At 56.0% G+C, this 13,720-nt stretch carries 12 protein-coding genes; all 12 read right to left on the bottom strand.

The window, feature by feature from the left end; translation table 11 throughout:
* Nucleotides 1–17: 17 nt before the first annotated feature.
* Nucleotides 18–1,106, bottom strand: coding sequence for a 3-phosphoserine/phosphohydroxythreonine transaminase (gene serC / locus H7B67_RS06515; protein ID WP_185118976.1), 1,089 nt, complete (start codon nt 1,104–1,106; stop codon nt 18–20).
* 226 nt (nt 1,107–1,332) lie between these two features.
* Nucleotides 1,333–2,757: a type I glutamate--ammonia ligase gene (gene glnA, locus H7B67_RS06510; RefSeq protein WP_185118975.1), complete on the bottom strand. Its 1,425-nt coding sequence runs from the start codon at nt 2,755–2,757 to the stop codon at nt 1,333–1,335.
* A 413-nt stretch (nt 2,758–3,170) separates the two neighbouring features.
* Nucleotides 3,171–4,193, bottom strand: a complete 1,023-nt coding sequence (locus tag H7B67_RS06505) for an LLM class flavin-dependent oxidoreductase (protein WP_185118974.1) — start codon at nt 4,191–4,193, stop codon at nt 3,171–3,173.
* A gap of 229 nt (nt 4,194–4,422) precedes the next feature.
* Nucleotides 4,423–5,484: a 3-deoxy-7-phosphoheptulonate synthase gene (aroF, locus tag H7B67_RS06500; RefSeq protein WP_185118973.1), complete on the bottom strand. Its 1,062-nt coding sequence runs from the start codon at nt 5,482–5,484 to the stop codon at nt 4,423–4,425.
* 227 nt (nt 5,485–5,711) lie between these two features.
* Nucleotides 5,712–6,206 carry a DUF2062 domain-containing protein gene (locus H7B67_RS06495; protein WP_185118972.1) on the bottom strand — a complete coding sequence of 165 codons (495 nt, stop codon included), beginning with the start codon at nt 6,204–6,206 and terminating at the stop codon, nt 5,712–5,714.
* Between the two features lie 130 nt (nt 6,207–6,336).
* Nucleotides 6,337–7,284, bottom strand: a complete 948-nt coding sequence (locus H7B67_RS06490; protein WP_185118971.1) for a 4-hydroxy-3-methylbut-2-enyl diphosphate reductase — start codon at nt 7,282–7,284, stop codon at nt 6,337–6,339.
* A gap of 48 nt (nt 7,285–7,332) precedes the next feature.
* Nucleotides 7,333–8,436, bottom strand: a complete 1,104-nt coding sequence (locus H7B67_RS06485) for a sensor histidine kinase (RefSeq protein ID WP_342592612.1) — start codon at nt 8,434–8,436, stop codon at nt 7,333–7,335.
* A 453-nt stretch (nt 8,437–8,889) separates the two neighbouring features.
* Nucleotides 8,890–9,576, bottom strand: a complete 687-nt coding sequence (locus tag H7B67_RS06480; RefSeq protein ID WP_185118969.1) for a response regulator transcription factor — start codon at nt 9,574–9,576, stop codon at nt 8,890–8,892.
* Nucleotides 9,577–9,677: 101 nt separating this feature from the next.
* Nucleotides 9,678–11,315: a S1C family serine protease gene (locus H7B67_RS06475; protein WP_185118968.1), complete on the bottom strand. Its 1,638-nt coding sequence runs from the start codon at nt 11,313–11,315 to the stop codon at nt 9,678–9,680.
* A gap of 228 nt (nt 11,316–11,543) precedes the next feature.
* On the bottom strand, nt 11,544–11,957 hold the full coding sequence (locus H7B67_RS06470; protein ID WP_185118967.1) for a YugN family protein: 414 nt from the start codon (nt 11,955–11,957) through the stop codon (nt 11,544–11,546).
* 58 nt (nt 11,958–12,015) lie between these two features.
* On the bottom strand, nt 12,016–12,681 hold the full coding sequence (locus H7B67_RS06465) for a response regulator (RefSeq protein WP_185118966.1): 666 nt from the start codon (nt 12,679–12,681) through the stop codon (nt 12,016–12,018).
* A gap of 25 nt (nt 12,682–12,706) precedes the next feature.
* Nucleotides 12,707–13,717 carry a HAMP domain-containing sensor histidine kinase gene (locus tag H7B67_RS06460; RefSeq protein WP_185118965.1) on the bottom strand — a complete coding sequence of 337 codons (1,011 nt, stop codon included), beginning with the start codon at nt 13,715–13,717 and terminating at the stop codon, nt 12,707–12,709.
* Nucleotides 13,718–13,720: the final 3 nt, after the last annotated feature.

Raw genomic sequence — 13,720 nt, 5'->3', positions numbered from 1 at the left:
TTTTCATAAACGTAAGCTTAGCCGTTGCGTTTTTGGAAGTCGGCCATAAATTCCGTCAAAGCCCGCACGCTCGCAAGCGGAACGGCGTTGTAGATCGAAGCGCGAAGGCCGCCGACGCTGCGATGGCCCTTCAGGCCAACGAATCCTTCCGCTTCCGACTCCTTCACGAACTTCTTCTCCAGCTCTTCGCTGCCCAGACGGAAGGTAACGTTCATGATCGAACGGCTATCCTTCTGCGCGAAACCGCGGTAGAAGTTCCCGCTCTCGTCGATCGTCCGGTACAGCAGGTCGGCTTTCTCGCGATTCGCCTTCTCGACGCCAGCCGCTCCGCCCTGAGCCTTCACCCATTTAAGAACCAAATTCGTCATATAGATGGCGAAGGATGGCGGAGTGTTGTACAGGGAATCGTTCTTCGCGTGCGTGCTATAACGAAGCATCGTCGGAACCGTCATCGACGGAGTGGCGATCAGGTCTTCGCGAACGATGACGATCGTCACGCCGGAAGGTCCCAGATTCTTCTGGGCTCCCGCATAGATGAGACCGAACTGGGAAATGTCGAGAGGTCGGCACAGGATGTCGCTGGACATATCCGCAACGAGAGGAATGGAGCCCGTGTCCGGATATTGCGCGAATTGGGTGCCTTCGATCGTCTCGTTCGAGGTTACGTGCAGGTAGGCCGAATTTTCCGGGATGACAATCTCGTTAAGCGAAGGAATGCGATTGTATTTATCCGCTTCCGAGGAAGCCGCGATCGCCGTCTCTCCGAACAGCTTCGCTTCCTGAATGGCTTTGGTCGCCCAGCTCCCCGTCGCGACGAAGCTCGCCTTCTTGCCCGGCTGAAGCAGGTTCATCGGAACCATAGCGAATTGCGTGCTTGCCCCGCCTTGCACGAACAGCACCTTGTAGCCGGACGGAATGCCAAGAAGCTCGCGAAGAAGCGCTTCCGCCTCCTGATGCACGCCTTCGTAGATGGCGCCGCGGTGGGACATTTCCATCAAGGACATTCCCGATTGTTCGTAATTCACGAATTGCTCCTGCGCTTGCTGAAGAACCTCAAGCGGCAGCGCTGCCGGACCCGCGTTGAAGTTATAAGCTCGGTTAGTCATCTCATACCCACCTTGTCAGAATTCATGATAGCTTTATCATATCAAAGCGTTGCCTCAGCAAGCAACCGTTTATCGGACGAAAAAGGTGGCAATTGATTGAATTTCCGAACAAAAATCCATATTAAACAGAATAATCTTCGGCTTTAATGGATAAATGATAAAAAGAGCCGCCCCGGAGTCGGGTCGACTCTCGGGACGGCTCTGTGCCGCTAGGTCTGCTTCGAGCTTAGCAATCGAAGTACAGGCCGTATTCGTGCGGATGTACGCGGATAGCGACAGCCTTAGCTTCTGCGCGCTTAACGGCGACATAGTTCTCGATGAATTCCTTGGTGAAGACGTTGCCTTCGGTCAAGAATTCGAAGTCCGCTTCCAAAGCGTTGAGCGCTTCGTCCAGCGTTCCCGGAACGCTGCGGATTTCCTTCTTCTCTTCATCGGACAGTTCATAGATGTTCTTGTCGTAAGGACCATAGCCGAGAGCAGCCGGATTGATCTTGCGCTTGATGCCGTCAAGACCAGCCATCAGCATTGCGGCGAAGGCAAGGTACGGGTTAGCCGTGGAGTCCGGAGTACGGAACTCGATGCGGCAGCCCTTCGGAGTTACGGCTGCAACCGGAATACGTACGGCTGCGGAACGGTTGCCCTTGGAGTATACCAGGTTAACCGGAGCTTCGTAACCAGGAACCAGACGCTTGAAGGAGTTCGTGGACGGGTTCGTGATCGCGATCAGAGCCGGAGCGTGGTACAGGATACCGCCGATGTAGTTCAGAGCCACTTCACTCAGGTTGGCATATGCGCCCTTCTCCCAGAAGAGAGGAGTTCCTTCGTTGAAGATGGACATATGAACGTGCATGCCGCTGCCGTTGTCGCCGAAGATCGGCTTCGGCATGAAGGTTGCGGACTTGCCGTATTGGCGAGCTACGTTATGAACGATATATTTATACTTCATCAGGTTGTCAGCAGTCTTCGTCAGCGTGTCGAAGCGGAAGTTGATCTCGGCTTGACCGGCCGTTGCGACTTCGTGGTGATGACGCTCGACGCGAAGTCCGGATTCTTGCATCAGGCGAACCATTTCGCTGCGGATGTCTTGTTGGGAGTCTACCGGAGCTACGGGAACGTAGCCGCCCTTGACGCCGACTTTGAATCCGAGGTTGCCGCCCTCTTCCTTGCGGTTGGTGTTCCAAGCCGCTTCTTCGGAATCAACGAAGAAAGAAGAAGAGTTCATGGTCGATTCGTAACGCACGTCGTCGAAGATAAAGAATTCGGATTCTGGGGCGAAGAAAGCATCCGTACCTACGCCAGCGGCTTGCAGATACTCTTCCGCTTTATGAGCGATCGAACGTGGGTCGCGCTCATAGCGTTCGCCGTCCGGAGTATAGATGTTGCTCATTACGATCAAAGTGGCATGAGCAGTAAATGGATCTACGTATACGGATTCCGGATCCGGCATCATGACCATGTCGGATTCTTCGATTCCGCGGAAACCCGTGATCGAGGAGCCGTCGAATGCTACGCCGTTAACGAAAGTGTCAGCATCTACCTCAGTAGCAGGCAGCGTGATATGGTGAGCGCGGCCAGCCAAATCAACGAAACGGAAATCTACGAACTCGATGTTTTTTTCCTTGATCAGTTCCAAAACTTTTTGTACGGACATTTCGAATTTCCTCCCCATTCCCGAACATTATGAGTGTAATTCATGTAGAACGTTCAAGTTTCACCCAACTCACTGAAGCTATTATAATTCTCGATATATGGAGCGTCAATAGTTATGTAAGGTTTTTTTTGTGGAAGTGTGAGCTATTCTTACACTTTCGTAAACACTTGAACTTACCGTTTTTTCACCGTTTAGCGTGCGGCAAAAAGTCAATATCGGCGCGGTTTCCCGGTAAGCCATGTCAGGTTTTAATGCGAAAAAGAAAAGGCTTACATGAGCATCAAACGTACGGGTTTAGCTTCGTTCTTGTCCGTTAAGCGAACGATAGAGAAAGTCTATCCTTCGTTTTTTGGCGTTTACCGTTAACAAAACGTCCTCCTTAAGCCTTGCTTGCGTCCCGTCCGCAAGCTCTCTTATCTGCGCAAGAAGAATAAATCGGCCAGCAGCTCGTAGCAGCGGAGCCGCAGCCTGAAGTCGGACATCATGCAAGCGATGAGCACCTCATCGGTCCGATAGCTGTCCGCAAGCGCCAATAAGGACGAGCGTACCCGTGCCGGTCCCCCGACGATCATTCTTTTGCGGTTTTCCGCTATTCTTGCGCGCTCCCACTCCGTATAGGGGTAGGCTGCCGCTTCTTCCGGCGTCGGGAAGGAACGGAAATATTCCCCCTTCTCCTGCTGCAGCAGCCGCAAGTCCATCGCCTTGGCTTCCCGCTCGGCGGTCAAATCCGAATCCGCGCAGATGACGAAGACGCATACGCTGACTTGAGGCCTTCTTCCGAGCGGTCCCGGCCGATAGCCTCTCGAGTATTCCGACGTCGCGCTCTGCCCTCCGTTGCCGTTGATAAACTGAGCGAACGAGAACTTCGCCCCCATTCTCCCGGCTAGAGCCGCGCTGAAGCCGCTGGAGCCCAGCAGCCAGATCTCCGGGGCCGTTCCCACCTTCGGCGTGGCCGTCAAGCCGGCCAGAGGGTGCTCCTTGGGGAGCGGCGCCCCCGTCTCCAAATAAGCCCCCAGCTCCGCCAGCATTTCCGGCAGCTTATCGTCTCTCGAGGAAGCCCCGTCGCCGCGAAGAGCCAGGGAGGACAGCGGCATGCCTCCGGGCGCTCGGCCGATCCCCAGATCGACCCGTCCGGGGTACAGCCCCTCCAGGATGCGAAAGTTCTCCGCCACTTTGTATGGACTGTAGTGTGGCAGCAGCACGCCCCCTGAGCCGATTCGGATATGCGAAGTATGCGAGCCGATCGCCGATAGCAGCACTTCCGGCGAGGAGCCTGCCAAGCTTCCGGAATCGTGATGCTCGGATACCCAGAACCGGCTGTAGCCGAGACGTTCCGCCCTCCTGGCGAGCTCGATCGTATGCCATAAGGCGGTTGTGGCGTTCTCTCCCGTTCCTATCGGGGATTGATCCAATATCCCTAGCTTCAGCAATCTCATCACCCTCCTTAGATGGATGCCTATTGGTCGCTCGAGTTGCCATGTAACCCTACATCGGGTTACAGCGGCTTGGGACTCCCGTTCATCTCTCCATTTTGATACCCGTATCCTTTAGCTTACTCGGGATGAGAGCGATGCATGTGCGAGTGGCAAGCCAAACGCAAAAAGCCGCTCAACACCGATCAAAGGATCGGGCTTGAGCAGCCTTATTCGAGTATGATTAATTAAATTATACCTTCCAAGCAGCGAACGCTTCGGCCGGCTCCTTCGCCGTGTCGAACCGCTTGCCGAGCAGCGGAGCCAGTTGTTCGAGCTCCTTCAGCAGGTTCGCGAACTGATCCGGGAACAGCGATTGCACGCCGTCGCCCGTCGCGGAGTTGTCCGGGTCCGTATGCATCTCGATAATAAGGCCGTTGGCGCCGGCGGCTACGGAAGCCTTCGTCATCGTCTCGACCAGCTCGCGGCGGCCGGTAGCATGGCTAGGATCGGCGATAACCGGCAAGTGGGACAGCTGTTGAATGACCGGAATGGCCGTCAAGTCGAACGTATTGCGGGTGTAGGTCTCGAAAGTGCGGATTCCGCGTTCGCACAGCATCACGTTCGGGTTGCCGCCGGCCAGAATGTATTCCGCCGCGTTCAGCCACTCGTCGTACGTCGCGCTGAAGCCGCGCTTGAGGAGGACCGGATTCTTGATCGTCCCGAGCTTGCGAAGCAGATCGAAGTTCTGCATGTTGCGGGTGCCGACCTGCATGATGTCCGCATATTCCGCGCATACGTCGACGAATTCGGGAGCCATGACCTCGGTGATGGTAATCAGGCCGTATTTGTCGCCCGCTTCCTTCATCCACTTCAAGCCTTCAATGCCGATGCCCTGGAAGCTGTAAGGCCCCGTACGCGGTTTGAACGCTCCGCCGCGCAATACTTGGCCTCCCGCCGCCTTGACCAGGCGGGCGATCTCGTCGATCTGCTCCGGCGTCTCGACCGCGCAAGGCCCGCCCATGACGACGAGATTGTCTCCGCCGATCTTGACGCCCTTCACTTCGATAATCGTATCGTCCGGGTGGAAGTCCCGGCTCGCGAGCTTGTAGGACTTGGAGATCTTGATGACGTTCTCGACGCCCTTCATCGAACGGATATGCTCCGCGAGATGAGGATCCGCCTTGCCGATGATGCCGATTACGGTGCGATCCGTTCCCCGGGACACATGGGCTTGCACGCCGCTTGCTTCGATCTGGCGGACGATTTCTTGAATGCGTTCTTCGGTAATTTGAGGGGAAGTGATAACGATCATGAATTTCAGCCTCCTATATGTTATAACGCAATATTTTAGCACTTATACGCTTCGACGCTTATACGCTTTTACGCGCTAAAGTAAATATAGCCGAAAAAAAGCAGGCTGTCAATGCCTGCCGGGCAATCTTATTGAGGGATAAAATGAAGCGGAGCCCTCGCATCTCCAACTCTTCTCCTTGTTGGAAACAAAACGAAGGTTGCTCGGGCTCGTGCCTTTTTATATATTCAGCTTCCGATCGCCGCTCGGCGAAGCCTTCTGTTCTCCTTGCGCTTCCTTTTAAATGCATTCACGCTGTAACGAATCGGGAAGTAGAGCAGGAAGGCGAGCGCGGCCCCGTCGATCACGCCGCCGACGATCAGCTTTAGATTCAGAAGCAGGGCATGGTTGATCCAACCCGGCAGGAAACTTAGCTGAACCGAGAAATCGTCCGGCAGCACCGAGCTTGCCACGTACGTATTGAGGAAGGACATCGGGACGTAAATGAGCTTCCCGAAGACGAAGCCGACAAGCGCCGCGGCCAGGCTTCCCCTAAGGACGAAGTTAAGAGGGAAGATCAAGAGGAAGGAAGTGCCGTAGGTCGGCAAATTGAACATCTCGACGAAGAGGCCGACCGCGAAGCCCATCGCGATCACCGCTGCTCCTCCCTTTGCCCGCAGCAGCTTGTAATATTGGAATTTGACGTATCTTTGCAGCTTGCGCCAGAATTTCTTGAGGTTCATAACTCGATACCTTCTATCTATTCGAATTCGTCCCGAGCGCGCTCGATGTCCGGCACGAAGGAACGAGCGGAGCCGGAATCTTCCCGGCGTGCATGGACACCGACAGACTCCGGCTCGAAAGCCAACTCTCTTATACGGACTTCTCCCTAACGGTAGGCAGCAGCTTGTTCATGTTGACCGTCCGGCGAATCTCCCAGGTCTCCGGGCGATTGGAGTCGTATTGCTCCAGGTATTGGATGACTTCCTTCGTGAGCGGCGTCGGGGTAGAAGCGCCCGAGGTGACGGCGACCCGTTCGATGCCCTGCAGCCACTCCTGCTTGATCTCCGACACGTCCGACACCCGATAGGCGGGAACGCCCGCGATCTCCGAGGACACCTGTGCCAGCCGGTTCGAGTTATTGCTTCTCGGGTCTCCGACCACTATGCACAGCTGCGCTTGACCCGCTTGACCGGCAACGGCTTCCTGCCTTACCTGAGTGGCAAGGCAAATCTCGTTATGAATTTCCGCGGTCGGATAAGCTTTAAGCAGGCGAGCTATCAGATTCTTAATATCCCACTGCGACATCGTCGTCTGATTCGTGATGATGATCTTCGAGGAACGAACGTCAAGCGTCTCGATCTCATCCTCGCGCTCGATCAGGTGAACATGCTCGGGGGCAATCCCTATCGCCCCTTCGGGCTCCGGATGTCCCTTCTTGCCGATGTAGATGACCTCATAGCCTTCCGCGACCTTCTCGCGAATGAGATCGTGCGTCTTCGTAACGTCCGGGCAGGTCGCGTCGACGACCGTGAGCCCCTTCTCCTTGGCGCGGCGGCGAACCTCGGGCGACACCCCATGCGCGGTGAAAATAACCGTCCCGCTCTCGACCTTATCCAGAATCTCCAGACGGTTCGGTCCGTCTAGCGTAATGATGCCTTCGTCCTTGAAAGAATCGGTCACGTGGCTATTGTGCACGATCATGCCCAGAATATAGATGGGGCGCGGCAGGTCCAGGTTGCGCGCCGTCTGAAGCGCCAAGACCATGGCATCCACCACGCCGTAACAATAGCCTCTCGGGGATATCTTTACGACTTCCATAGGATTAATGCCTGCTTTCCCGCCCTTGATGATAACTGCCGCGAAGACTCATTCGGTCTCCATAGGGCGTACTGATGGTTCTATTATATCGTATTCGACAGGTTCCGAAAAGTCGATCGGAAGCCACACGATGAACTTGGTGCCTTCTCCCACCTTCGTGCGTACCTCGAGCGTAGCATGGTGCATGTCCGCGATCCACTTGGCGATGGAGAGGCCGAGCCCCGTTCCCGGCGTCTCTCCCCTGGACACGTCAACCCGATAGAAGCGGTCGAATATGTGCGGAACCTCTTCCTTGCGAATGCCGATCCCCGTATCCGCCACCACGAGAGCCACCTTGTCCCCGGATCTCAGCGCTTCCAGCCGGACTTCGCCCGAAGGCGTGTACTTAAACCCGTTCTCGATGAAAATAAAGAGAAGCTGAACGAGATAATCCCGGTTGCCTTGTACCCACACTCCATTAAGCGCATCCAGCGAGCCGACCTTCCATTCCGCTTTGCGAGGCAGGAAGACCGCTCTTCTCGCGGCCTCTTCCGCAAGCGGCTTGAGCTCCAATCTGTCCTTATCCATGACGTAGCCCGCATCCGCCCGGGCCAGCGACAGCATATCGTTCACGAGGCGGCTCATCCGGCGAGACTCATCGGCGATGTCCTTGATCGCCTCCTTGGACAGCTGCTCCTTCTCTTCCGCCGTCAGCTTGGGCGAGCTGGCCATGCGAACGTCCACCTGATCATGATCGGAGCTCGGCTCCCCATCGGTAAGGACCACGGGGCTATCCCATATTTTCTCCAGAAAATCCACGTTCCCGCGAATCGTCGTCAGAGGAGTGCGCAGCTCGTGGGAGGCATCGGAAACAAACCGTCTCTGCGCGATGTTCGTATCCTCAAGGCCGCGGTAAGCCCCTTCGATCCTCTCCAGCATGTGGTTAAGCGTCTGCCGCAGACGTCCGATCTCGTCCTGGGTATCTCCGGGAATCCGGGTGCTCAAGTCGGAGCCGCTCTGGATTCTCTCCGCTGCCTCGGTTACTTGCTCGATCGGCTTGAGCGCTTTGCGTGACAAGAACATCCCGAGCAAGAAGGCGATGACCAAGCCGGCGAACGAAGCCAAAACGAGAATTTGGCGAAGCTGAGACAGCATGGCAACTTCATTTCTCATCAATGTGGCTACTTGCATCGATCCGACAATCCGGGACGAGCCGCGTGATGCGTATACAGGCTTTTCAAGGACGTAAAAAGGTTCATCGGCAAGTGTTCTCACCACATAGCGATAACGGAAGTTAATCTGATCCAAAGTCGGGAAATCAAAAACATACCCTCCCAGATTGTCCGTTCCATCGCTTCTAAATCCATTCGGGGAGTTGATGTAACTGTTCAGCTGAACAAAAATGGTCGTGCTTTCAAACCGACTACCCCTCTGGAAAATTAGTTGGGAGGTTGTCGGCAGGTTAGTCACTTCTATGAACTGGGATTCGATATTCAGTTTGGATTTCAAGTCCGCGTACGTATTATGCGAGACGATGTAATAGACAATAAAACTAAACGCCACCAACGTGACGGCTAATAATCCCGAGTACCAAAGCGTCAGGCGCAGGCGAATCGACATGATGAATCAGCTGTCCCCTTTCAGAACGTAGCCTGCCCCTCTCACGGTTTGGATGAGGCGCTTGCCGCCGTGCTCCTCCAGCTTCTGGCGCAGCATCGCTACGTATACCTCCAATACGTTGGACTCGCCGCTGTAATCGTAGCCCCAGATGCGCTCCATGATCTGGTCGCGCGAGAGAACCCGCTTCGGGTTCTGCATGAACAGGTGAAGAAGATCGAACTCCTTCGCCGTGAGCTCGATTCGCTTGTCTCCGCGCATCGTCTCTCTTCCGTCGACGTCCAAGAGAAGATCGTCGTAGCGCAGTTGATTGTTGTCCTCGGCTTGTTCCGGTCTCCTTCTGAGCAGAGCGCGAATCCGCGCCATAAGCTCTTCCAGCGCGAATGGCTTAACCAAGTAATCATCGGCTCCGATATCGAGCCCCTTCACGCGGTCCTGAACGTCGTCCTTCGCCGTAAGCATGAGAACGGGTGAATGAACTCCCGCGGCGCGAAGGCGGCGGCAGACTTCCCAGCCGTCGAGCTGAGGCATCATGACGTCGAGCACGACAAGATCCGCATGCCTCCCTTGGAGAATCCGAAGCCCTTCGGCTCCGTTCGGAGCCGTCGTGACCTCGTACCCTTCGAACGCTAAGCTCCGCCGCAGCATGGAAGTGATTTTCTCATCGTCATCGATAACAACTATATGGGATCTCATGGCTCGCTCCTTATAAGTGGCAGATAATTTCTCTTCTATTGTATAGAAAGAAGGGCAGCCTTGAAAGACTGCCCTTCTGACTGTTCTGACCGCTATCGTGGTTATTGCTGCGTCTGCGTCTCTTGCTGCTGCTGTTCGAAGTCGTTCTTGTCGCCGATCGTTACGGAGATATCGATATTCTTGCCGGCGCGAATGACGTTCAACGTGACCTTGTCTCCGACGCTCTTCTTCTGGATGGCGTCGATGATCTCTTGGCTGTTCTTGTAGCTCGTGCCGTCGATGCCCGTGATGACGTCGTATTGGCGAAGGTCTCCGTTATAGGCGGGAGAATTGTACAGCACGTTGTACACGACCGCGCCTTTCGTGTCGCTCAGTCCAAGCTGTCTAGCCGTATTGGCGGACAGGTCCTGCAGCGTCGCGCCGATGAACGGAGACGGCTTCGTCGGAATCTTCGTGTTGGTCTTCAGATTCTCGAGTACCTCGCTGATCGTGCTCGTCGGGATCGCGAAGCCGATGCCTTGCGCCTCGGAGCTGACGGCCGTGTTGATGCCGATGACTTCGCCGTTCAGGTTAAGCAGCGGACCGCCGGAGTTGCCGGGGTTGATCGAAGCGTCGGTCTGCAGCAGATGCTCGTAATTGCGCGTGCCGTTCGTGTCTTGAATGCTGATTTCGCGTTCGTTCGAGCTCAGGACTCCGACCGTAACGGTATGATCGAATCCGTAAGGATTGCCGATCGCGACGACCCAGTCGCCCATGTTCGCAGCATTGGAATCGCCCAGCGTCAGGGTCGGGAAGCCGCTGCCTTCGATCTTCAGAACGGCGAGGTCGAGATCGTAGCTGGAGCCCAGCACTTCTGCGGTGAACGGTTGATCGTAACCGTTGACCGTGACTTCGACTTTCTTCGCTCCGTCGATCACGTGCTCGTTCGTTAGAATATAGCCGGTAGAGTCGAAGATGAAGCCGGAGCCCATGCCGGATTCCTGCAGATTGTCGTCGCTGCCGTTGGAACCGCCGTTGGAGCCGCCGTTGCCGCCCTGGCCGTTCTGCTCGTCGCCGAAGAATTGGCGGAAGAACGGATCGTCCATCCAACTGCCGCTTCCGGAAGACTGTTGAACCGATGTATAAGTCTCGATCTTGACGACGGCCGGGCTCGCTTGCTCGAAGATTTTCGAGATGTTGTTCGGCCTTACCGTGTCGGTCGTGTTGCTCACCGTGTTCGCCTTGGTCTGCGAAGATTGCGACGATGCCGCCGCGCTGCTCGCCGCCGGATTGTCCGAGAACCAGTTGCCCCGGTCCGCCGCGAACATGAGTCCGCCTACGGCGACGACGCCTACCATAAAGGAAGCGAAAACGGCTCTCAGCGAGGTTCCTTTGCGGCGCGGCGGAGACTCCCAATCGCGTCCGCCTCCGGACACGGTAAACGGCCGAGGCTCTCTCGCGACCGGAATCAGTTCCTGCCTGCCGCCTTCGTTGCCGGAATCCGAACCTCCGGGAGCGCTGCCGCCGCCGGAGAAAGGCCCATAGGTGTACGTGCCGTTCGAAGAGCTCGTCGCCGTTGCCCTCGGCTGGTTATCCGTATGGGAGGAATACGGGCTGTAGATCGTCTCGCCTTCCTCCTGGGCGTTATCCGAGTTCATCGGTTCGGCCTTGCGGGTTTCCCGCTCGTCGTTATCGTTGCCGTCGCCGGCATATCGAAATCCGAATAAATCTTCCGGCTTCTTGTAGTTGTTGTCTTCCATCTTCCAGTCCTCCTCGTTATACGCGCGGCTTGTTATCGCCTCGGCGTGCGTCAACTTCGTCTTGGTTATATATTCACTCTTCAACCTTAAAACAAGATTAATTCAAAGTGAACAATATCTAAAAGATGAACGGAATATGAACAAAAGCTCAAACGGCCGTTAAAACCGGATTAAAAAACGCAGGCCCCCCGGGATTTCCGGAGGGCGCTCTCGTGTTCTTAGCATTCATTACGCCGGATAGATTTGCTCTACTTCCTTTAAGCGCTCTTTGGCTTTATCCACCCATCCCGGCTCGATGCCCGCGTCCGAATCGACCGGATCCTGGAATTGATCGAACGCCGCGCCGAACGTTCTGGGCTGCGCTTCGGAGTCGAGCCCTTCATTATACAAGTGCTTCAAGACATAGGGCTCTCCGAAACGAATCTTCGCGTCGTTGTCCTCCGTCTCGCTGTCGATATGCCCGTTGGTCACTTGAAAAGGCAGCCGAAGCCACACCTTATTGTCCTCGTCGAGGGCGCAATCGAAGGAACCGCTGTCGTAATCCCAAGAACCGCCGAGGGCGAAGCCTTTCTCCGCTAGAGCGTTCTGGACGAGAACGAATTCCTGAACCTGAGAGGTTAAACGCGATGGCAATGGAATCATGGGGAATCTCCCTTTTATTCCTTATCGTTGCCGTTTTCCTCCGTTTTTAACCGTTGCCTTATTGGGCCCAGCCCTTCCGATGAGCATAAATGGCGAGCTGCGTGCGATCCTCCGCGCTGCACTTCATGAGCAGGTTGCTCACGTGGGTCTTGACGGTCTTGATGCTGATGTGAAGCTCGTCTCCGATCTCCTTGTTGGACTTCCCCTCCGCGATCAGAAGCAGCACCTCCCGCTCCCGTTCGGTTAGCCCTTCCTCCTCGTTCTTCACGGAGCGCTGCCGCAAGCCTCTCGTCAGAGCCTGGGACACTTCCGCGCTCATGACCGGCATGCTTCGCATCGCCCCTTGCATCGCATAGATGAGCTCTTCCGCCGACACGGTTTTGAGAACGTAGCTGACCGCCCCCGCTTCCATCGCTTCGATCACTTTATCATCCTCGAGGAAGCTCGTCAGGATAATGATCCGAAGCCCGGGGAATCGGTCCAAGAGCGCTTTGGTCGCTTCCACGCCGTTCATATCGGGCATCATCAGGTCCATGAGAACGAGGTCGGGAAGCTGCCCGCCATAGCTGCCGCCAGTCAGGTTCGTTACCGCTTCTTGACCGCCCCCCGCCTCCCCGATGACCTCGAATCTGGGATCCAGCATCAGATAGGTTCGCAGGCCGGTCCTCACCATCTCGTGATCGTCTACGATCAGAACCTTGCAATTCTCTAATTCCGCGCTCATCGTGTCATGTCCCTTCATTAATTAATCAGAAATTCGGAAATCGAACCAGCACCCTCGTCCCCGTGCCCGGCTTCGTGACGATCTCGGCCTCGCCTCCCAGCTTCTCGGCCCTCTCGCGCATGGACGTAAGGCCGTACGATCCCGCCCGAATCTGCTCCGCCTTGAAGCCTTCGCCGTTGTCTTCGATCTGCAGCATGATTTGACTCTCCGTCTCTCCCAGAGCCAAGCGGACCTCGCTGGCTTTGGAATGCTTAACGACGTTCGCCATCGCTTCTTGCGCGATCAGAAAGATTTGATGCTCCTTGGCCTCGGAGATCGGTCTATTCACTTGAACGTCAAGCGTTCCTTGAAGGCCGTTCTGCCGACAGAAATCCGGGAACCAGCGATCGAACGCCTCGGTCAGCGATTTGCCTTGAAGCTCCATCGGCCGAAGCTGGGCGATAAGTCCTCTCATCTGCTTCTGGGCGGACGAGGACATCTCGATCAACTGCTCCATCACCTTGCCGCCCTGCTCCGGATTTCGTTCGACCAGCTTGGGCAGCGCCGACGCCGCCATATGCAGGGCGAAGAGCTGCTGGCTGACCGTATCGTGCAGGTCCCTGGCCAATCGTCTGCGTTCCTCTTGGACCGCCACCTCGAGGGCGGGCGCTTCCTCCATCACGTTCTTCTCGCCGAGCTGCTGAAGGAGCTTCATTCGAGTTTCCAGCCTGTCCAACATGGCGTTGAATTCCCGGTATGTCTCGCCGAACGCGTCTCTCGACAGCTCCGGAAGCCGAACGCTCCAGTTGCTGGTCGCGGCTTCCTTCATCGCCAGCTGCAGCTGATCCAGCCGGCGATGAATTCGCCTGCCAAGCAGATAAGCGATAGCGACATCGGCGATCCATAATGCGACCGCCCATCCGCTCCACCAATTCATCTCCGGAACGTTCCCGCGAATGGTCGTCCATGCCGCGTAGACGAGTCCCAGCATAAAGGCCGTCGATACTCCCGCGTAAACCGCCCATTCCCACTTGCTGTTGCGCATGAGCCGAATCATCCG

Origin of the sequence: Cohnella thailandensis (assembly GCF_014212135.1) — a bacterium.
Classification (GTDB): Bacteria; Bacillota; Bacilli; order Paenibacillales; family Paenibacillaceae; genus Cohnella; species Cohnella thailandensis.
Note: the sequence above shows the minus strand (reverse complement) of the source record. Positions and strands in the feature narration are given on the sequence as shown.

Excerpts from the sequence above, each read along its gene's own strand:
- H7B67_RS06490 (WP_185118971.1), bottom strand. The coding sequence starts at position 7,284 with ATGGAAGTCGTAAAGATATCCCCGAGAGGCTATTGTTACGGCGTGGTG.
- H7B67_RS06480 (WP_185118969.1), bottom strand. The coding sequence starts at position 9,576 with ATGAGATCCCATATAGTTGTTATCGATGACGATGAGAAAATCACTTCC.
- H7B67_RS06505 (WP_185118974.1), bottom strand. The coding sequence starts at position 4,193 with ATGAGATTGCTGAAGCTAGGGATATTGGATCAATCCCCGATAGGAACG.
- H7B67_RS06460 (WP_185118965.1), bottom strand. The coding sequence starts at position 13,717 with ATGATTCGGCTCATGCGCAACAGCAAGTGGGAATGGGCGGTTTACGCG.
- H7B67_RS06485 (WP_342592612.1), bottom strand. The coding sequence starts at position 8,436 with ATGAGAAATGAAGTTGCCATGCTGTCTCAGCTTCGCCAAATTCTCGTT.
- H7B67_RS06475 (WP_185118968.1), bottom strand. The coding sequence starts at position 11,315 with ATGGAAGACAACAACTACAAGAAGCCGGAAGATTTATTCGGATTTCGA.
- glnA (WP_185118975.1), bottom strand. The coding sequence starts at position 2,757 with ATGTCCGTACAAAAAGTTTTGGAACTGATCAAGGAAAAAAACATCGAG.
- serC (WP_185118976.1), bottom strand. The coding sequence starts at position 1,106 with ATGACTAACCGAGCTTATAACTTCAACGCGGGTCCGGCAGCGCTGCCG.
- H7B67_RS06470 (WP_185118967.1), bottom strand. The coding sequence starts at position 11,957 with ATGATTCCATTGCCATCGCGTTTAACCTCTCAGGTTCAGGAATTCGTT.
- aroF (WP_185118973.1), bottom strand. The coding sequence starts at position 5,484 with ATGATCGTTATCACTTCCCCTCAAATTACCGAAGAACGCATTCAAGAA.
- H7B67_RS06495 (WP_185118972.1), bottom strand. The coding sequence starts at position 6,206 with ATGAACCTCAAGAAATTCTGGCGCAAGCTGCAAAGATACGTCAAATTC.
- H7B67_RS06465 (WP_185118966.1), bottom strand. The coding sequence starts at position 12,681 with ATGAGCGCGGAATTAGAGAATTGCAAGGTTCTGATCGTAGACGATCAC.